This window comes from Solibacillus merdavium (assembly GCF_014836935.1).
Classification (GTDB): Bacteria; Bacillota; Bacilli; order Bacillales_A; family Planococcaceae; genus Solibacillus; species Solibacillus ferritrahens.
The window spans coordinates 1-18,005 of sequence record NZ_JACSPW010000031.1 but is presented as its reverse complement, the minus strand read 5'-3'; the positions used below and the strand labels follow the sequence as shown (position 1 = coordinate 18,005).

The 18,005-nt window shown below is 36.8% G+C and carries 19 protein-coding genes and 5 tRNA genes; 15 read left to right on the top strand and 9 right to left on the bottom strand.

Translation table 11 applies throughout. The features are described 5' to 3' along the window. Positions 1–114 precede the first annotated feature (114 nt). The 6 genes from H9632_RS18395 (at position 115) to nagB (ending at position 1,794) form a co-directional block, all read left to right on the top strand. Positions 115–190 (top strand) — tRNA-His (locus tag H9632_RS18395). A gap of 23 nt (positions 191–213) precedes the next feature. Next, positions 214–288, top strand: a tRNA-Gln gene (locus tag H9632_RS18390). A 9-nt stretch (positions 289–297) separates the two neighbouring features. Beyond that, positions 298–372: transfer RNA gene (locus H9632_RS18385), tRNA-Gly, on the top strand. Positions 373–376: 4 nt separating this feature from the next. Next, positions 377–450 (top strand) — tRNA-Cys (locus tag H9632_RS18380). Positions 451–498: 48 nt separating this feature from the next. Continuing rightward, positions 499–580: transfer RNA gene (locus tag H9632_RS18375), tRNA-Leu, on the top strand. Positions 581–1,062: 482 nt separating this feature from the next. Continuing rightward, positions 1,063–1,794, top strand: a complete 732-nt coding sequence (gene nagB / locus H9632_RS18370) for a glucosamine-6-phosphate deaminase (protein WP_191705514.1) — start codon at positions 1,063–1,065, stop codon at positions 1,792–1,794. Between the two features lie 34 nt (positions 1,795–1,828). Here the strand turns inward: nagB and H9632_RS18365 are convergent, their stop codons facing one another. Beyond that, a complete protein-coding gene (locus tag H9632_RS18365) occupies positions 1,829–2,710 on the bottom strand; it encodes a DMT family transporter (RefSeq protein WP_191705513.1) in 882 nt (293 codons plus the stop codon). Positions 2,711–2,839: 129 nt separating this feature from the next. Here H9632_RS18365 and H9632_RS18360 point away from each other — a divergent pair, with 129 nt between their 5' ends. Beyond that, positions 2,840–3,751, top strand: a complete 912-nt coding sequence (locus tag H9632_RS18360; protein ID WP_191705512.1) for a S66 peptidase family protein — start codon at positions 2,840–2,842, stop codon at positions 3,749–3,751. Positions 3,752–3,975: 224 nt separating this feature from the next. Here H9632_RS18360 and H9632_RS18355 read toward each other — a convergent pair whose 3' ends face one another. Next, a complete protein-coding gene (locus H9632_RS18355) occupies positions 3,976–4,485 on the bottom strand; it encodes a DIP1984 family protein (RefSeq protein ID WP_191705511.1) in 510 nt (169 codons plus the stop codon). Between the two features lie 12 nt (positions 4,486–4,497). Beyond that, entirely contained in the window at positions 4,498–5,187 is a 690-nt protein-coding gene (locus tag H9632_RS18350) for a B3/B4 domain-containing protein (protein WP_191705510.1), read from the bottom strand. 89 nt (positions 5,188–5,276) lie between these two features. Here H9632_RS18350 and queG point away from each other — a divergent pair, with 89 nt between their 5' ends. Together queG and trmL are read left to right on the top strand one after the other, a co-directional pair. Beyond that, positions 5,277–6,410, top strand: a complete 1,134-nt coding sequence (queG, locus tag H9632_RS18345) for a tRNA epoxyqueuosine(34) reductase QueG (RefSeq protein WP_191705509.1) — start codon at positions 5,277–5,279, stop codon at positions 6,408–6,410. Positions 6,411–6,427: 17 nt separating this feature from the next. After that, positions 6,428–6,901, top strand: a complete 474-nt coding sequence (gene trmL, locus H9632_RS18340; RefSeq protein WP_191699452.1) for a tRNA (uridine(34)/cytosine(34)/5-carboxymethylaminomethyluridine(34)-2'-O)-methyltransferase TrmL — start codon at positions 6,428–6,430, stop codon at positions 6,899–6,901. A 40-nt stretch (positions 6,902–6,941) separates the two neighbouring features. Here the strand turns inward: trmL and H9632_RS18335 are convergent, their stop codons facing one another. Then, the gene (locus H9632_RS18335) at positions 6,942–7,709 is read right to left on the bottom strand and encodes a sporulation protein (RefSeq protein WP_191705508.1); all 768 of its coding nucleotides are present in this window, start codon (positions 7,707–7,709) and stop codon (positions 6,942–6,944) included. 68 nt (positions 7,710–7,777) lie between these two features. After that, positions 7,778–8,665, bottom strand: a complete 888-nt coding sequence (locus H9632_RS18330; protein WP_191705507.1) for a VOC family protein — start codon at positions 8,663–8,665, stop codon at positions 7,778–7,780. 364 nt (positions 8,666–9,029) lie between these two features. On the opposite strand from H9632_RS18330, the gene H9632_RS18325 reads away from it, so the two are divergent. Next, complete coding sequence (locus tag H9632_RS18325) at positions 9,030–9,191, top strand: hypothetical protein (protein ID WP_191705506.1); 162 nt, start codon at positions 9,030–9,032, stop codon at positions 9,189–9,191. Positions 9,192–9,246: 55 nt separating this feature from the next. On the opposite strand, the gene H9632_RS18320 is transcribed toward H9632_RS18325, so the two are convergent. Further along, positions 9,247–10,863, bottom strand: a complete 1,617-nt coding sequence (locus tag H9632_RS18320; protein WP_191705505.1) for a long-chain fatty acid--CoA ligase — start codon at positions 10,861–10,863, stop codon at positions 9,247–9,249. A 249-nt stretch (positions 10,864–11,112) separates the two neighbouring features. Here H9632_RS18320 and H9632_RS18315 point away from each other — a divergent pair, with 249 nt between their 5' ends. Both H9632_RS18315 and H9632_RS18310 read left to right on the top strand, forming a co-directional pair. After that, the gene (locus tag H9632_RS18315; protein WP_318247719.1) at positions 11,113–11,943 is read left to right on the top strand and encodes an aldo/keto reductase; all 831 of its coding nucleotides are present in this window, start codon (positions 11,113–11,115) and stop codon (positions 11,941–11,943) included. 27 nt (positions 11,944–11,970) lie between these two features. Further along, positions 11,971–12,519 (top strand): acyl dehydratase, encoded by a 549-nt coding sequence (locus tag H9632_RS18310; RefSeq protein ID WP_191705503.1) that lies wholly within the window; start codon positions 11,971–11,973, stop codon positions 12,517–12,519. Positions 12,520–12,554: 35 nt separating this feature from the next. Here H9632_RS18310 and H9632_RS18305 read toward each other — a convergent pair whose 3' ends face one another. The 3 genes from H9632_RS18305 to H9632_RS18295 are packed head-to-tail and all read right to left on the bottom strand — an operon-like array spanning position 12,555 to position 14,344. Continuing rightward, the gene (locus H9632_RS18305) at positions 12,555–13,388 is read right to left on the bottom strand and encodes an RluA family pseudouridine synthase (RefSeq protein ID WP_191705502.1); all 834 of its coding nucleotides are present in this window, start codon (positions 13,386–13,388) and stop codon (positions 12,555–12,557) included. Positions 13,389–13,446: 58 nt separating this feature from the next. Further along, the gene (locus H9632_RS18300; protein ID WP_191705501.1) at positions 13,447–13,917 is read right to left on the bottom strand and encodes a thioredoxin family protein; all 471 of its coding nucleotides are present in this window, start codon (positions 13,915–13,917) and stop codon (positions 13,447–13,449) included. A 1-nt stretch (position 13,918) separates the two neighbouring features. Further along, complete coding sequence (locus H9632_RS18295) at positions 13,919–14,344, bottom strand: disulfide formation protein C (protein ID WP_191705500.1); 426 nt, start codon at positions 14,342–14,344, stop codon at positions 13,919–13,921. 127 nt (positions 14,345–14,471) lie between these two features. Between H9632_RS18295 and H9632_RS18290 the strand changes: the two genes are divergently transcribed. From H9632_RS18290 to H9632_RS18280, 3 genes are all read left to right on the top strand, one after another. After that, positions 14,472–16,013: a carbon-nitrogen hydrolase family protein gene (locus H9632_RS18290; RefSeq protein ID WP_191705499.1), complete on the top strand. Its 1,542-nt coding sequence runs from the start codon at positions 14,472–14,474 to the stop codon at positions 16,011–16,013. Positions 16,014–16,115: 102 nt separating this feature from the next. After that, entirely contained in the window at positions 16,116–16,619 is a 504-nt protein-coding gene (locus H9632_RS18285) for a sigma-70 family RNA polymerase sigma factor (protein ID WP_191705498.1), read from the top strand. Then, positions 16,619–17,899: a DUF4179 domain-containing protein gene (locus tag H9632_RS18280; protein WP_191705497.1), complete on the top strand. Its 1,281-nt coding sequence runs from the start codon at positions 16,619–16,621 to the stop codon at positions 17,897–17,899. Before H9632_RS18285 ends, H9632_RS18280 begins: the two co-directional genes overlap by 1 nt. Positions 17,900–18,005: the final 106 nt, after the last annotated feature.

Below are 18,005 nucleotides of genomic sequence, written 5' to 3'. Positions count from 1 at the left end.
CGGTTGTGGCGAAGTGGTTAACGCACCTGATTGTGGTTCAGGCATTCGTGGGTTCGATTCCCATCAGTCGCCCCATTTTTATTTAGGTTTAAGAGTTAAAATTATAATATAGTGGCGGTTGTGGCGAAGTGGTTAACGCACCTGATTGTGGTTCAGGCATTCGTGGGTTCGATTCCCATCAGTCGCCCCATTATATATAATATTTAAAAGCTTTGGGGTATAGCCAAGCGGTAAGGCAACGGATTTTGATTCCGTCATGCCCTGGTTCGAATCCAGGTTCCCCAGCCATTTTTTTTTGCGGAAGTAGTTCAGTGGTAGAACACCACCTTGCCAAGGTGGGGGTCGCGAGTTCGAACCTCGTCTTCCGCTCCAATATGGCGGCATAGCCAAGTGGTAAGGCACAGGTCTGCAACACCTTTATCACCGGTTCAAATCCGGTTGCCGCCTCCATATTTAATTAATCGGTAAACCCGGTTTTTTTTTACCTTTTTTTATTTTGCCGATATGGCGGAATTGGCAGACGCGCCGGACTCAAAATCCGGTTCCTTCTGGAGTGCCGGTTCGACCCCGGCTATCGGTATCATTTTGTTCAAGTTAGAACAACTATTAAAACACCCTCAAAGCCTTGAAAACAGGCTTTGAGGGTGTTTTCTTTTGTTATCTTTCTACATTTATTTTCTCATGCGATATAATTACATTACTAAACAGATACTTAGAACTAGCTACAAAACTCAGATTTTAATTTTGTATATATTTATAATTACTTACTTTTATCACCGATAAACCTCTCCGCCTTTCATGTGTTATCACTATTCATTGCTTTATATATTTCAGTCGTATTTTTAAATATGGTTTATTATTCAAAAAGGTAGTAGACCGTCTAACATATTAATTAAATATATGGGTATAATTAAAGTTAAATTGTATTTTTTAAAAGGATATATGTACTATTTTATATGGCATATTAAAAAAATATGCTATAAGATTAACGTAATGATGTAAGGTATTTAAAATGAAGTTTACTTTAATTGAATTATATAAGCTTAGGAAGTAGGGAATTGAATGAATGCGGTAACAAATTTAAATTGGATTGAAGCCACAGATTATGATGAAATGAGTAAAATTGCTGCAGGTATTTTTGTAGAGCAGTTAAAGGGAAATAGTCAAACTGTTTTTGGGATGGCAACTGGAAGTACACCTGAAGGGTTTTATAAAGAACTAGTATCAATATACAAGGAAGGGAATATTTCCTTTGCTCAGGCTAAGTCTTTTAACTTGGACGAATATATTGGTATTAATCCATCAAATGAAGCAAGTTACCATTACTATATGGACCACAACTTATTTAATCATATTGATATGAAGCAGGAAAATATTTACTTACCAACAGGTAATGCGGCAAATATTGAAAAAGCAGCAATGGATTATGATGCAATGATTGAAGAAGCGGGGAATATTGATATTCAGCTTTTAGGTATTGGTGTTAATGGACATATTGGCTTTAATGAGCCAGGAACGCCATTTGATTTAGGGACAAATGTTATAGAGCTAGCTGAGTCGACACGTGAAGCGAATAAAATTTACTTTGACTCAATCAATGATGTACCGACACATGCAATTACTATGGGTATTAAAACAATTATGAAATCAAAAAAGATTGTCTTACTAATTGCAGGTGCAGCGAAGCAAGAAGCATTTGATCGTCTTCGTAGTGGAGAAGTGACAGAAGACTTCCCAGCAAGTGTATTAAACTATCATCCAGACGTAACTGTCATTTATACAGGAGTAGAATAATTAAAAGGAGTGCTGATGATGCACTCCTTTTAATTTACTTTTTTATAGATGAAATAAATACCCCAACAATTATGGTTACCCCGCCGATTAATTGTGCAAGTAGTAGCTTTTCATTTAAAAAGATTACTGCAAAGATGCTAGCAAACAGAGGGATAAAGTTTAAGTAAATTCCTGCCTTGTTCACTCCTAATGCTACAACGCCTGTATTCCAACTAAGAAATGCCACAATCGATGCAATGACCCCAACATAAAAAATAGCTCCAATAGTAGTAGTGCTCCATACAATAGTCTGTGATGTAGTAAGTAGTTCATATAAGGTAAATGGGAGCAGCATTAACGCACCTATAGCAATTGTTACTAAAAATGTAGAATAGCCAGGGAGCCTGCCAGCGTACTTCTTAATAAGTAATGAATAAATACTCCAACAACACACTGCAACCAGTACAATCAAATCTCCTTTATTAAATGAAAATCCAAGTAAGCTTTGTAATGAGCCCCCGGAAATAATAAACAGCACGCCAATTAAAGAAAGCATTGTACCGGCTAATTGATACTTAGTTAACCGTTCTTTTAAAAAGATAAAGCTTAATATGTATATAACTATAGGCGTGGAAGAGTTCATTAAAGATGCATTAATTGATGTTGTATCATACAAACCAATATAAACGAGCGTATTGAATGAAGCGACTCCTGTCAAAGCTAACATAATGACGGCACCCCAATTTTGCTTAAGTGTATTCCATTCCTTCCTTGTCCGTTGGTATGCAATGGGGAAAAATACAGCAAAGGCAACAACCCAGCGTAAAAATGCCAGTGTTATAGGAGGAATTTCTCCTGCAACTGCACGACCAATTACAAAGTTACCACCCCATAATAAAGTAGCTAATATGAGAAGTAGTTGTGGTGGATATTTCATTAAATAGCATCCCCTTAATATTGGAAAAATAATTTTATCTATTATAGGGATAAGACCGTGGAATTTGCAATGCGCTTTACATAAAACGCTATGATACAATAACGACAGAAGCAAAAGGAGGTCAATTACATGAAAATACGACCAGCAAGATTACAGCATGGAGATACAGTAGGATTAGTAAATTTAAGCAGCCCGCTTAATATAGAATCTTTAGGGGACAAATTAGCAATTTTGGACGAGCTTGGTTTGAAATATAAGCTAGGAAATACAATCCAAGCCTATGATGGCTATTTAGCAGGTACAGACGAGGAACGACTAGAAGATTTTCACCAAATGATTCGTGATCCGGAAGTGAAAGCAGTCTTTTTAGTAAAAGGTGGCTATGGAATTTCTCGTATTATTGATAAAATTAGCTACCCGTTAATCGAGGACAATCCAAAAATCATTTGGGGCTTTTCAGACGTTACTGCACTACATACGCAAGTAAATGAGTTTTCGAATGTCGTTACATTCCATGGTCCTATGTTAACTAGTTCAAAAGGGGAACTCGATTCATTATCGAAAAAGATGTTTCAGCAATTATTCCAACCAATTGAAATTCAGTATACAGAAAGCATTTCACCACTTCGTACACTCGTACCTGGCGTTGTACGTGGTGAGTTAACTGGTGGTAATCTGAATCGTATTGTTAGTACACTTGGAACAAAATTTGAAATTGATGTTCGAAATAAGATTCTTCTAATCGAGGATATCGGTGAATCGATTGAACAAATTGATTTATCATTAAATCAATTACGTCTCTCCAGAAAGCTTGAGCTTGCTGCAGGATTCCTAATAGGCGATTTCAATATGCTTAACAGTGAATATAGCTATGATGATGTATTAAACGTTATAGAAGGGTATATAAAGCCTTTGAACAAGCCAGCAGTAGCGGGATTTAAATTTGGTCATTGCGAACCGAATATTGCAATACCATTAGGAGTAGAAGCTATTTTAGATGCGGATGAAAAAACATTGCGAATTTTACCGGGAGTAGAATAATTCCGAGAAATCTATAACAAAGACACCTTTTCACGAAATAAGTGAGCAGGTGTCTTTTAATAACGAGCGACGAAAATACACAAATTAGTTTGTTGTTAGCTTTTACAATAGTTGGTCATTAGTGAAAGGTAACTTTGTAACAGGTAAAAGGTGAATGGTTTCTTTAAATTGCCTAAGCAAAAATCGCTCGTTATTACCTAGATTGGAGTCTCACCGCTCTAGGATTAGAAGTAATTACTATCATTAAATTCAATTTCCACTTGATAGTTTTTAGCGTTAATTAAATTGGAAAGGCGATGTGCTTCCTTTTCCAGTTCGTTCGCGCGATTGCGATATGTCATTGGATCATACAGTGCTACACGGTAAAGAATGGCTTCGCCAGAATTATGGTAGAATGCTTCTTTTTCTTCAGAACCCAAGCTTTTACATAATGCAGCTTCTGCACGTAATTGGCTAGCAAGTTCGATCGCTTCTACAATGGGCATTTCCTCGTCTTTAAATACAATTACATTTTCAATATTTGCACGGTAAATTAATGAATCTAGCTTACGAGAGTCATAACGTAGTTGTTTTAATTCAGCTTCAAGCATTTCGAGTGTATAATCGGGCCTTTTTGGTTGTTCACCTTTTTCAATAATAACATGTGTTAGTTGATTCACAGCAAATGTACGTTCTTGAATTTTCTTCATAATAACGCTCTTAAGTTTTACAGCCTCTGCTAAATTAATGCTCACACTATCAGCTCCTTAAAAATGAATTTTTTTATTCTCCGTTGAAAGGACATGCGTCTCAAATTCGCCACCGCTTATTTGCGTAAACATATTTCCTGCACTATTTAATAACTTATGTGCTTCTTGTTCACTAATTGATGGACGTAAAAAAAAGATTTGCAGTGCATTTGTCGTTACCTCTGTAACCGCAGTTCGCTTTGAATCTACATATGGGCTACCGAATGGACCGAACGTATCCTTTGAATAAATGATATTTTCCAATGTGTTGTAACGACCGTTTATTCCTTCATAGCCTGTCGATGCATTGCCTATTTTTATTTCAATATTTCCTTGAATACCATCCAAATCATATATGCCGACCGGAATCTCATATTGCAATGAAAAGAAATTATTCAAATCTACCGCTGTATGAAACGGTGTTAAATATTGCTGTTTAGCGATACGTCGCATTAAGCTTTCGGCAGAGTGCCGGTAACGGTTTGGATCTGCACCATAAGATTTCCAAAGCTGGCGCCATTCTTTAATTCCAGTTCGCTCAGTAACAGGTTTTTCCTGTAATTCTAAAAATAAATTTTCCTGATATAGCTGTGTGCGACCTTTAATCATTTGAGGAGATTCCTCTACGATAATTTTGCTATAATGGATAAGGCCAATTTTAAATTGTTCATTCACTGTAAAGAGTGAGTCATTAATAGAGATATTCAATTAAAGCACCTACTTGAATTTTAATATTGGATAATTATGTAATATAAAATAACTTGTATTCATTGTATCATTTGAAAGGAGCAAGTGAAATGAAAGTATCTCAACTTCAAGAAGAATTAATTAAATACGCAACTTCTATTGGGGTAGATAAAATCGGATTTACAACCGCTGCTCCGTTTCATGAACTGAAAAACCGTTTACGACGACAGCAACAATTAGGTTTTCAATCAGGATTTGAAGAATCGAATATTGAGCTTCGTACAGAGCCGCTAAAATTATTAGAGGATGCGGAAAGCATTATTGCAATTGCAATTGCCTACCCTTCTCGAATGCAGGATGCTCCACAGGGAAAAAAGGGAGAACGCCGTGGAATCTTTTGTCGTGCTTCGTGGGGAGTGGATTATCATACAGCAGTGCGTGAGCGCTTGCAGCTTATTGAAGCATGGCTACAAGAAAGAGTACCGAATGTTAAGGTGAAATCGATGGTCGATACAGGGGAACTCGTCGATCGTGCTGTAGCAGAGCGTGCAGGAATCGGGTGGAGCGGGAAAAATTGTTCTATTATTACACCTGAGTTTGGTTCTTACGTATATTTAGGTGAGATAATGACAAATATACCTTTTGCTCCTGATACACCGATAGAAGATGAATGTGGAGACTGTAATTTATGCATCGATGTCTGTCCAACGGGTGCAATTGTAGCACCAGGTCAGCTGAACTCACAGCGATGTATTGCCTTTTTAACACAAACAAAAGGGTTTTTACCTGATGAATTTCGTAGTAAAATAGGGAATCGCTTGTACGGCTGTGATACATGCCAAACAGTATGTCCGAAAAACAAAGGAAAGCTAAATTGGATTCATGAAGAATTCAAACCGGACCCTGAAATCGCAAAACCTTTACTTCAGCCTCTTTTATCAATCTCCAATAAAGAATTTAAATCTAAATTTGGTCATGTTTCTGGTTCATGGCGCGGAAAAAAGCCAATTCAGCGCAATGCCATATTAGCATTAGCCCACTTTAAAGAAGAATCGGCAATGCCTGATATCATTCAAGTGCTGCAAAAAGACGAACGCCCGGTATTAAGAGGGACAGCCGCATGGGCAATTGGAAAAATCGGAACAAATGAAGCCGAGGAAATTTTATTGGCGGCAAAAAAAACAGAGCAAGATGAAGAAGTGCTGGCTGAAATAGAAAAAGGGTTAGCAATGTTAAATCAATAAGAGAGAAGGATTTTGAAGTGCCAAACCATATTGTTTTATACCAACCGGAAATACCGGCAAATACAGGAAATATCGCACGTACATGTGCTGGAACGAATACATCATTACATTTAATTCGTCCGTTGGGATTTTCGACAGACGATAAAATGTTAAAACGTGCAGGATTGGATTATTGGGAGCATGTTAATGTTGTTTATCATGATTCTTTAGAAGAGTTTATTGAGTACAGCAAAAATGGAGATTTATATTTAATTGAGACTTATAGTGATGAGCCTTTTACAACTCATGATTTTAGTGATACGTCACGTGATATCTACTTTATGTTCGGAAGAGAAACGACAGGTTTACCGAAAGAGTTTGCAAAGGAACGTGCCGATATGTGCCTACGCATTCCACAAAGTGACCATATTCGCTCACTGAATTTATCAAACACAGCGGCAATCGTTATTTATGAAGCTTTAAGACAACAAAATTATCCAGGTTTAAAATAAAAATAGGCAAGAAGCAGATTAATATGCTTCTTGCCTTTTATCATTTCATTTTTGCTTCTATTGCGTGTGAAAGTTTTGCCGACAAATTATCATTTTCAAATAACGTAAGGCGAATGAAACTTTCATCCATATCGAAAGCTTCTGATAAAAATCCACCAAGCCCGCGCGCACGTCGGTCAACCTGCAGTAAAATTTCAACTGAGTTATGTGTGTGACCTAAAAAGACCAATTCGAGTTCATCTAGATACCGGCGATACGTTTGATTAGTAGGTTTAAATTCAAATTCCTGTACAATCGGTGTTTGCCTGCGCAAATAAGATGGCGCTTGCTCATTATCTACTTTACGTAAACGAAAACCTAAGTTTTGAATTGCTGATAATACGCTATTTGCTAGAGGGGATGGCTTTATATCAATAAAGTCTTTATCCTTCGAGTCCACTGCATTTTTTATGTCTAATCCAGTTTGAATCCATACTCGGGAATTACCTATAGTTATTGGGACTACGGTAGGTAAAGCAAATGAAAAGGGGATTTCACGCTTTTCATTTGCTTGAATTATGAACGGCTCATTTAGTTTAAATTGGGATAGCATAGCCTGATCATTAATTTTTTTATCATCAATTTCGCGAATGTAATTTGTATAAAGAGATAAATAGATAGCATCAATTTGTTGTTCAGTACTTCCTCCAGTAATTGCTACGATACCTGTTACATTTTCGTTTAATGTATAAGAAGATTTGTGTAATTTTGTATCAACTTTAGCAGAACCGATTCCTACACTTGCTAAAACTTTATTAAATAGTGACAATAAAATTCCTCCATTGTATGTTAATTAATAATTTATACGCTGGAGTGAAAAGAAAGTTTCAAAATATTTTATTCTCCGTCTGCTGTAAACACGATACGTAGACCATTAGGATCGACTGTAGAGAATAGTTGGTTACCGCCATATGCAGGTGCTTCAGCAAAGTTCTCAACGACGAAATTATTGTCTATTAAACTTTGCTTAACTTCATCTGCATATTGATCGTCTTTTAATACAACAGTAAATGAATTTAAGCCAACCATATTCTCTAGTGGCGTATGTCCATTATTGCTGTTCCACGTATTCATACCGAAATGGTGATGATACTTTCCTGTAGATACGAACAGAGCCTGTGCACCATAACGCGTTACGACATTATAATCTAATACATTTGTATAAAATTGTTCTGATTTGTCTAGATTTACTACTGATAAGTGAATATGACCCATTACCGTATCAACAGGTAAACCATCCCATTTTCCGTCTGCAGCTTCTAAAATAGGTTGGAAATTAAGCTGATCTGTCACCATATGCACTTGTTCATGTTCATTCCATGTCCATTCCGTTTCGTCGCGGTCTATGTAGATTTCGATTCCATTCCCGTCTGGATCATTTAAATAGAGTGCTTCCGATACGTCATGATCTGCTGCTCCAAGGCGAACATTTAAATCCACAAAATGCTGTACGATGTTTCCTAAGTCCTTGCGGGAGGGTAATAGTAATGCTAAGTGGTATAAACCTGCAAACCCTTGTTTAAGAGGCAGAGCAATTTGTACTTCGACTAGAGAAACTAAGCTCGTTTGGCCATCTGTTGTTAAATATGCTTCCGACTCTGTTTGCTGTAGGACTTTAAATCCGATAATCGTAGTGTAGTATTCAATCGAACGTTTTAAGTTTGAAACTTTTAATTGAACATGAGCTGGATATAAGTTTGGTTTTTTATGAAAATGTGTAGGCATTTAAAATTCTCCCTATATAGTTATTTTTTATAATCAACTTACTTTATGTAACTAATATATTTTATAAAAAGAAAAAAGTCAAATTAAAAAGACAATCGCATGATTACGATTGTCTTTTAATGAAAAGCTAATAGGATTAGTTTTCTTTTGAGAATGGTTTGCTATCATAACCAGCAGTGAAAATTGCTGTTAAGAATGCGATGCAAACACCAAGAATTAAAATTAATTTCATGGAAGTATCCTCCTCATGTTTCTAATTATCTCTTTTTTTAGTATAGCATAAATTAACTGTATGAAAACTTTAATTATGTCAGAAATAGTTCAAAATTGGAAAAATATAAAATTAAAATATGGAGGGATTTAGATGAAAAAAGATGAGATTGTAAATGGAAATATGGCCAATTCAATGGAAGATTTAAAAAATCTCGGCAAGCAGATGGAAAATATGCGTGACGGAGGCCAATTGGAAGAATCTGATCGTATTGCAGATCCGCAGCAATTTGATGATGAAGACGAAGAGAAATAAATGAACTTAAGGTGTGCCTAGGTAAAAATTTAGGCACACCTTTTATGTCTTATTTTTAACTCGTTTGAACTTCGTAGTCTTTTAATTCTTCTCTTAGTTTTGCTTTTAAAAACTTACCTACAGATGTTTTTGGTATTTCCTTTAAGAATACGATATCGTCCGGAAGCCACCATTTTGCAAAATCCTGTTCAATAAATTGTAGAAGCTCTTCTTTTGTTGCATGAGCATTTTCTTTTAAAACGACACAAGCTAACGGCCTTTCTTGCCATTTTGGATGGGGAACAGCAATGACTGCTGCTTCAAAAACATCAGGATGAGACATGAGCGCATTTTCTAAATCCACTGAAGAAATCCATTCGCCGCCTGATTTTATAAGGTCTTTTGTACGGTCTGTAATTTTGATATAACCTTCCTTCGTTAATACTGCAATGTCTCCTGTATATAGCCAGCCATCGCGGAATGCTTCATTAGTCCGGTCATCTTTATAATACTCGGAAACGATCCAAGGTCCGCGTACACGCAATTCCCCCATAGTTTCTCCATCCCAAGGCACCGGACCTTTTTCATTTATGACTTCTGTTTCAATTAATGATACGGTTAGGCCTTGCGTTACACGAATATTTAGCATTTCATCATCCGTATAACTGTTCATTTCAGTTGTAGGATGCGACATACTTACAAGCGGTGATGTCTCAGTCATACCGTAAGCGTTTACGTAAGGAACCCCCAGCTTTTCATTGTAGGCTTGAATTAATCCTTTCGGTGAAGCTGAGCCTCCAGAGATAATTAAACGGATAGTTGATAAATCGCGCGTTTGCTTTTCTTGTTCTGCAAGTGCGCCAAGCCAGATTGTCGGAACACCTGCTGTGATCGTAACTTTCTCTTGTTCTATTAAGTCCAAAATTAAACTCGGGGTCATCATTGGGCCAGGTAGTACAATGTTTGCACCAAAATTAAGTGCAGCAAATGGGAAGCCCCATGCATTTACATGGAACATCGGCACAACCGGTAATGCAATATCACTTTCTTTTAGCGCAAAGGACTCCGCAAGACCGAGTGCTAAGCTATGCAAGACAATACTCCGATGTGTATAGATGACACCTTTAGGCATGCCTGTTGTTGCGGATGTATAGCACATCCCTGCCTGCATATTTTCTTCTAAATCTGCAGGGAATTCGAAATTTTCATCGGCTTCTTGAAGAAGCTGTTCATAGCTGTAAACATTAGGGAAGCTGGATGATGGAGCTACTGGATCATCACTCATAACGATAATATGCTTTACTGTTTTTAAATGGCCTAAAGCTGGCTCTACTAATGGGAATAAGTCACCATCGATTAGTAAAATTTCATCCTCTGCATGATTAATAATATAAATAATATGCTCAGGTGCCAATCGGATGTTGATTGTGTGGAGAATTGCACCACTGCATGGAATAGCAAAATATGCTTCTAAATGGCGGTGATGATTCCAAGCAAAAGTACCAACTTTCGTACCGCGCTTCATACCTAGCTTCGTTAAGGCATCTGCTAAACGATGAGTTCTTTTTACATAATCTTTGAATGGAATACGATGTGTCATAGTGGGGCTAGTACGAGAAATAATTTGTTTGTTTGGAAAATACCGTTGTGCGCGCTTTAAAAATCCTGTTAAAACTAATTGCGTGTCCATCATAGTTATTCAGCTCCTAAACAAATTTATAAAAAACTCTATTGCAAGAATTTTCTGTTAATTAAATTGTACTAAACAATAACGAAACAATCTACCATTATTTCCTTATTTTTGAAACTAAACCTGGACGTTTACGTAAATAACAAAGGGAACAATGTCAAAGCTGTAATAGCCCTTTTTCTGCAAATACAATTATTAGATGGTAATACAGTAGTGCTATAATAAAAACAATATAAAACCGAGGTGATGGATATGAATTTACAAACGACAAAAGAATTGGTCAATGGAGTTAAAATGCCTGTACTTGGATTAGGTGTGTACAAAATGACTGACCGGGATGAAACGCTTCAAGCAATTACAACAGCTCTGGAATTAGGGTACCGAGCAGTCGATACAGCAGCACTTTACTACAATGAAGAAGAAGTAGGGGAAGCAATTAGACATTCTTCAGTACCGCGTGAGGATATTTTCGTGACAACAAAAGTCTGGAACAGTGACCAAGGCTACGATAACACGTTACGTGCTTTTGAAAAATCGCTAAAAAAGCTTGATATGGATTACATAGATCTATATTTAACTCACTGGCCGGTTAAGGAGAAGTTTGTGGATACGTACCGGGCAATTGAACGCTTATATGATGAAAAACTGATCCATGTCCCGGGTGTCTCTAACCACCATGAGCATCATTTAAAAGATATCCTAGCAAGTTGTAATATTGCCCCAATGGTAAACCAAATTGAAGTGCATCCTTATTTAAGCCAAGAGTCATTAAGAAACTATTGTGCACAGGAGCAAATTGCGGTAACAGCCTGGTCACCGCTTGGGCGAGGAAATGTATTAAATGATGATAAAATTGTACGCATTGCACGCGAATACGATGTCACACCAGCACAAATAATTTTACGCTGGCATTTACAAAATGATGTCATCATAATACCGAAATCTGTGACACCTTCACGTATTAAAGAAAATAGTGAGCTATATCATTTCGAGTTAACAAAAGAAACAATGCAGCAACTAGATGCGTTAAATCGCGACGAGCGCTTTGGGCAAAATCCGGATAATTTCAAATTTGATTTTTAACATATAATTACTTAGGGGAGTGATGCAATGTTTAAAAATTTTTCACCCGGTTTATTTTTTTCAATGGCAGCAGTGACAGTTACTGTTTTTGCACCATTTATAATGATATTTCATCCTATTTTTCAGATGGAGTATTTCTCTTATAATAATCGAGCATCAACATTCATCCCGAATCCTGTAAATCTTAGACTTATACTTTTAGCATGTTTAGTATTAATTATAATGTTAGGGATTCTTGCTTATAAAAGAAATATGAAAATATACGTCTCGGGTATTTTCCTATTTGGGTTAAGCGTTTTAATTGCGTATCTATCTACACAGAATTATTTAATGATTAGCCAAGATAAAATAGAAAGACACCATTTTTTTACGGATCATCAATATCAGTGGAATCAATTAGACGAGATTGTTTTTGAATACGTTATAGGGAGTAAAGCCGGGGATATTACATTTACAACCAAATCAGGAGACCAGTTCATCATTAAAGAAAAAGAAGTTCATTCAAATGGAAAAAGCCAAATTTATCATTTGGCCAAACAAAATGATGTGAATTATATAGAACGTGAAAAGAAATAGGAAAATGCGTCCGTAGCTATTTACGGACGCATCTTTTAGTTATCTTTTACAATAATTTGCTCATTCAAAAATGGATGTATGAATGCTAATTGGATGGCGTGTAATGCATAATCACCTGAGTCAGTTTCTCGTGCGCCATACATTGTATCGCCAACTATAGGGTGACCTAAATGAGCCATGTGCACGCGAATTTGGTGAGTACGTCCTGTTTCTAGAACGACATGAACAACACATGTCCCTTTAAAACGATTTACTACTTCATAATGTGTAACGGCAGATTGACCATTCGGGGCTACAACTCTACGTGTATTGTGATGACGGTCTTTACCAATTGCAGCTCTGATCGTACCACTATCTGTACGTAGGTTTCCTTGAACTTCAGCAGCATACGTACGGACGATTGTTTTTTCTTCAATCATACGATCAAAAATAGACTTTGCTATCGGATGTTTGGCAACAAGTAATAAGCCGTTCGTTCCTTGGTCCAAACGATGCACATGCTCAGCGTAATGTCCCCCATGATCCACAATATAGCGCATTACATGATTCATACAAGTATCATTGTCCATTGGCTCATTTGGATGAGTAGCCATCCCTTTAGGCTTTGATACGATTAAGCAATGCTCGTCTTCATAGCGTACAGTCACTTCACATTTATCTGTTGGGATATAATTGGAAGCAGGGATATCGAAAGCAAAATGAATTGTCGTCCCTTTCTCTAAAGGCTCTTTCCATAGTAATGGTTCGCCATTTAATGTTACTGCTTTTGCCATGCGTAATTCATGGACAATCTTTTTTCCTAAACGCCATTTCGTGCGTAAGAGCTCTTCTACAGTTAAGCCGTTTTCATTTATTGTATATGTGAACATTGTAAATTCCTCCAAATGAAAAATCGTGCTCTTAATGAACACGATTTTATAATCCTTATTAGTTTAACACAATATCGTTAAAGAATTGACGCGTTGTTTCATCTGGTGCGTCACCTTCTAAACGGGCAACTTCTTCACCGTTTTCGAAGTAAATAAGTGTTGGTGTTGCTGTAATATTATAAGTATCCCATTCATTAGTGTACTCAAGAATATTTAATTGATCCACTTGAATATCCATCTCGTCAGCAATAGGCATAAGTTTCGGTGTGTAATTTTTACAATGCGAGCATTCAGGACTGAAGAAATAACCGACAACACCGTTACCTGATTCAATTTTCTTTGCTAATGCATCTGGTAAAATGATATTTTGATAATTTTCATCATCTAAAAGATCAATTGTAGATTGTTTTAAATTATCCGTGCCATACGGATTGTCCTCTAATTTTTCACTATTCTTCATATTTGTGAGTACAATGATTCCAGCAAATAATAAAACTATTACTGCACCGACAATCGCTAATTTCTTCATCCTAATTTTCCTCCTTTAAAACTTTTAACATATAAAAACTAACAGCTGCAATAATGATAAAAGCAGTAAGTGCTAAAAATGGAATCGTAATAAAGCCAAGCCAATTAATATACTGACCTGTACATGGCACGCGTCCACAAGCAGGGGCTGTATCCTGCAAAAAGTCCAATTTTTGTAACCCATAGTGATATAATGATGTTGCAGCTCCAATCGTAGAAAACACGGCTGTAGTCATGGCGATTCTAGCATTCTTTTGTATGTATGCTACGGTTGCGATAATTACAATTGGATACATTAGGATGCGCTGATACCAGCATAATGTACATGGTTCGTAGCCCCGTATTTCTGAAAAATATAATGATCCAAGAGTCGCTGTTAAAGATACTACCCAAATGACGAGCAAGGCATTTTCGAGTTTTTTGGACATACTGTTACCTCTATATTCATAATTTAATCTCAATTGATTATAGTTTGAATTCGAGAAAAAGTAAATTACTACGTTTATGGAGTGCTATGAAAAGGAAAGTCTATATATGTATGGAGGGGGAGTTATTATGACAGATGCATTAGATATGTCCAAATTTGAAAAACCAATGATTATACGAAATATGACAGTAGAGGATATAGATGCGATATTAGAAATTCAGCGCATATCTTTTCCAGGTATGGAGCCGTGGGAGCGGGCACATTTATATAGTCATTTAACAATTTTCCCAGAAGGACAAATTGTTGCAGAGCTAGATGGAAAGGTGATCGGTTCATGCTCGAGTTTACGTATAAACTTTGATGAATACGATGATCGCCATACGTGGAACGATATTACAGATAACGGCTTTATCACAAATCATGATCCAAATGGTTATAATTTATATGGAATCGAAGTAATGGTGCATCCAGAATATCGCCGTATGAAGGTAGGGCAAAGACTTTATGAGGCACGGAAGGACTTGGCTCGTACACTCAATTTAAAGTCTATTATTATTGGAGGGCGTATACCGAATTATCATGTACATTCGAATGAGATGAGTCCACGTGAATATGTAGACGCGGTAAGCCGCCATAAAATATATGATCCAGTGCTGACATTCCAAATGATGAATGGCTTTATTTTAATGCGTATAAATCCGAATTATTTAACAGATGATGTTGCATCAGGAAAGTATGCAACGTTATTGGAATGGCATAACGTAGATTATCGTCCACTCTCGAAGCGTCACTTTAAAACAAGCTATCCAGTACGTATTTGTGTTGTCCAATATATGATGCGTGCGATTGATTCCTTTGAGGATTTTGCAAAACAGTGTGAGTACTTTGTTGATGTAGGCTCTGATGCGGGTTCAGACTTTGTCGTATTCCCGGAAATTTTCACAACACAATTAATGAGCTTTTTAAATGAAAAATCACCATCGCAGGCGGTCCGTAAACTGACAAAGTATACACCTGAATACATTGAATTATTTACAAGCTTAGCGGTTCGCTACAATGTGAATATCATTGGCGGTTCTCATTTTGTTGAGGAAGAAGACGAGGAGATTTACAATATCGCTTATTTATTCAGACGTGACGGGACGATTGAAAAACAATATAAAATTCACATTACGCCAAATGAACGTAAATGGTGGGGAATCAGTAATGGCGATAAGGTCCGTGTATTTGATACCGACTGCGGGAAGATTGCAATTCAAATTTGCTATGATATTGAGTTTCCGGAACTTGCCCGAATCGCAACAGATATGGGCGCGAATATTATTTTCACACCGTTCTGTACAGAAGACCGCCAAGGCTATTTACGCGTACGTTACTGTGCTCAGGCGCGTGCAATTGAAAACCAAATTTATACAGTTATTTCTGGAACAGTGGGGAACTTGCCTGAAACAGAAAATATGGATATTCAATATGCACAATCAGGCATTTTTGCACCGAGCGATTTTGAATTTGCCCGAGACGGCATTGTAGGCGAAACAAGCCCGAACTTAGAAATGGTTCTCATAGGAGACGTCGACTTGGAAATTTTACGTCGCCAGCGTCAAGATGGGACAGTAAAGCATTTAAAAGACAGACGTCATGACGTATATCGTGTTGAATATTTAAAGTAAATTTAAGGGGAATTCTGCTATTGTAAAAGATAGCAGAATTTTTTTATTTGGACTGAACGAAACGTATGTTACAAAGGTCTAATAAGTAGGGAGGTGTCTTTCATGGATGAGCAGCAACTTATAAAAAGTGCGATTGCTGGAAACGAACGAGCAATTGTTGAAATGTTAGAGAGTTATGAAGACGGATTTTATAAAATAGCTTTTGCATATTTGAAAAATGAATATGATGCAGTCGATGCGATTCAGGAAATGACATACCGTTGCCTAAAAAAAATACATACAGTCAAACAACCAGAATATTTGCAGACATGGCTTATTCGTATTTTGATTAATATTTGTCTTGATATGAAAAAGAAGCAAGCTCGTTATGTTTTGAAGGAAGAAATAGAAATACCGAATGAAGAGGTCCATCCTTTAGAGCTTGCGGATGTTATAGCGGAGCTGCCGATTGAACAGCAAGAACTTATATATTTACGATTTTTTAAAGATTTAAAAATGAAAGACATCGCTCGAATTCAACAAGTATCAGAAGGAACGATTAAATCTCGTTTGCACCATACGCTTAGAAAACTTCGAGGGATTTTAATAGAAAGAGGTGAACGATAATGGATGATAAGCTAAAGAGATATTTAAATAAGCTCGACACGCCTAATGAAGCATTAGCAGCTGCGAGGGCGCATGCAATCACGATAAAAAGAGTGGAACAAAAAAGGCAGAAGAGGTGGACAGCTACCATTATCTCAGCTACAGTCATCTGTCTTTTTATTTTATCCATTCGTTTTTCACCGACAATTGCATATGCCGTATCGAAAGTGCCGGGATTAGAAACGATTGTAGAGCTAATCACACACAATAAAGGAATTGAGGATGTGCTTGAGCAAGGGTATAATGAGAAAATTTACGCTTCAGCTGAACTAAATGGGGTCAAGGCAGTAATTGAAGAGGTTATAGCAGATGAAACAGGTATGTACATTATGTATCGGTTAAGCAGTGAACAGGATTTGAGTAAATATAAAAAAATTAGTTTAAGCGTACTTCAAAACGGAGAACCAGTAAAAGCAGGTGTGGGATTTAGTACATTTATGGATGAGGAAACATATGAATTTGCGAGTTCGATTGAAGTTGTTTCAAGCGAAGGCATGGATTATAGTGAACGGAATTTCGAAGTGCAATTCATGTTAAATGATGAAACGCTGCGTGTTCCTTTTGAATTGAAAAATGAAATTAAGCAAACGAAAGTTTATGCAGTTAATGAACAGTTGGAAATAGAAGGGCAGCGTTTTACTGTAAAAGAAGTCCACATTTCACCACTACGTGTAGGGATTCAAATAGCGGTTGATCCGACAAACGACAAACGTATATTAAGCTTTAATTCAATTGAACTGTTGGACGAAAATAATGAAATTTGGAGTGAAGTTTCGAATGGCGTTACGGGTCATGGGGCAACGGATGAAAATGTAATGACCCATTATTTACAAAGTAATTATTTTAGAGAGCCTAAGTCACTGACATTAAAAATTTCTGAAGTGGAAGCTTTACCAAAAGGGCAGGATTATATGGAAGTTAATTTTGAGAAGCAAGAAGTAATTTTTGCTCCTGATTTTATTGATTTATCAAAGGTTGAAGTGTATCCAAAACAGTTGAGAGTACAATATAAGCCAGCAAACATGAAACATTACCTTCAACTATTAGGTACTGCAATTGATGCCACAGGGAAAGAATTAGGTGTAAGGAATTCATCCGTGTCGGGAATGGATGGAAATTATCACGAAGTCACTGTTAGCTATGATATTGAAAAATACACAAATCCCGTTAAAATTTATTTTTATAGTTATCCTTCTTATCTAGATGGAACAGCGGAAATTAAAATCCCTATGCAAAATTAACTTGAGAGTAAAAAGTGTCCCATTTAATTAGAGGGCACTGAAAAAGTCATTCAATTATAAGGAAGGGCATGTTGGAACGAAAATTCGTTCCAACATGCCCTTTTCT

Excerpts from the sequence above, each read along its gene's own strand:
- nagB (WP_191705514.1), top strand. The coding sequence starts at position 1,063 with ATGAATGCGGTAACAAATTTAAATTGGATTGAAGCCACAGATTATGAT.
- H9632_RS18365 (WP_191705513.1), bottom strand. The coding sequence starts at position 2,710 with ATGAAATATCCACCACAACTACTTCTCATATTAGCTACTTTATTATGG.
- H9632_RS18360 (WP_191705512.1), top strand. The coding sequence starts at position 2,840 with ATGAAAATACGACCAGCAAGATTACAGCATGGAGATACAGTAGGATTA.
- queG (WP_191705509.1), top strand. The coding sequence starts at position 5,277 with ATGAAAGTATCTCAACTTCAAGAAGAATTAATTAAATACGCAACTTCT.
- H9632_RS18330 (WP_191705507.1), bottom strand. The coding sequence starts at position 8,665 with ATGCCTACACATTTTCATAAAAAACCAAACTTATATCCAGCTCATGTT.
- H9632_RS18325 (WP_191705506.1), top strand. The coding sequence starts at position 9,030 with ATGAAAAAAGATGAGATTGTAAATGGAAATATGGCCAATTCAATGGAA.
- H9632_RS18320 (WP_191705505.1), bottom strand. The coding sequence starts at position 10,863 with ATGATGGACACGCAATTAGTTTTAACAGGATTTTTAAAGCGCGCACAA.
- H9632_RS18315 (WP_318247719.1), top strand. The coding sequence starts at position 11,113 with ATGAATTTACAAACGACAAAAGAATTGGTCAATGGAGTTAAAATGCCT.
- H9632_RS18310 (WP_191705503.1), top strand. The coding sequence starts at position 11,971 with ATGTTTAAAAATTTTTCACCCGGTTTATTTTTTTCAATGGCAGCAGTG.
- H9632_RS18305 (WP_191705502.1), bottom strand. The coding sequence starts at position 13,388 with ATGTTCACATATACAATAAATGAAAACGGCTTAACTGTAGAAGAGCTC.
- H9632_RS18300 (WP_191705501.1), bottom strand. The coding sequence starts at position 13,917 with ATGAAGAAATTAGCGATTGTCGGTGCAGTAATAGTTTTATTATTTGCT.
- H9632_RS18295 (WP_191705500.1), bottom strand. The coding sequence starts at position 14,344 with ATGTCCAAAAAACTCGAAAATGCCTTGCTCGTCATTTGGGTAGTATCT.
- H9632_RS18290 (WP_191705499.1), top strand. The coding sequence starts at position 14,472 with ATGACAGATGCATTAGATATGTCCAAATTTGAAAAACCAATGATTATA.
- H9632_RS18285 (WP_191705498.1), top strand. The coding sequence starts at position 16,116 with ATGGATGAGCAGCAACTTATAAAAAGTGCGATTGCTGGAAACGAACGA.
- H9632_RS18280 (WP_191705497.1), top strand. The coding sequence starts at position 16,619 with ATGGATGATAAGCTAAAGAGATATTTAAATAAGCTCGACACGCCTAAT.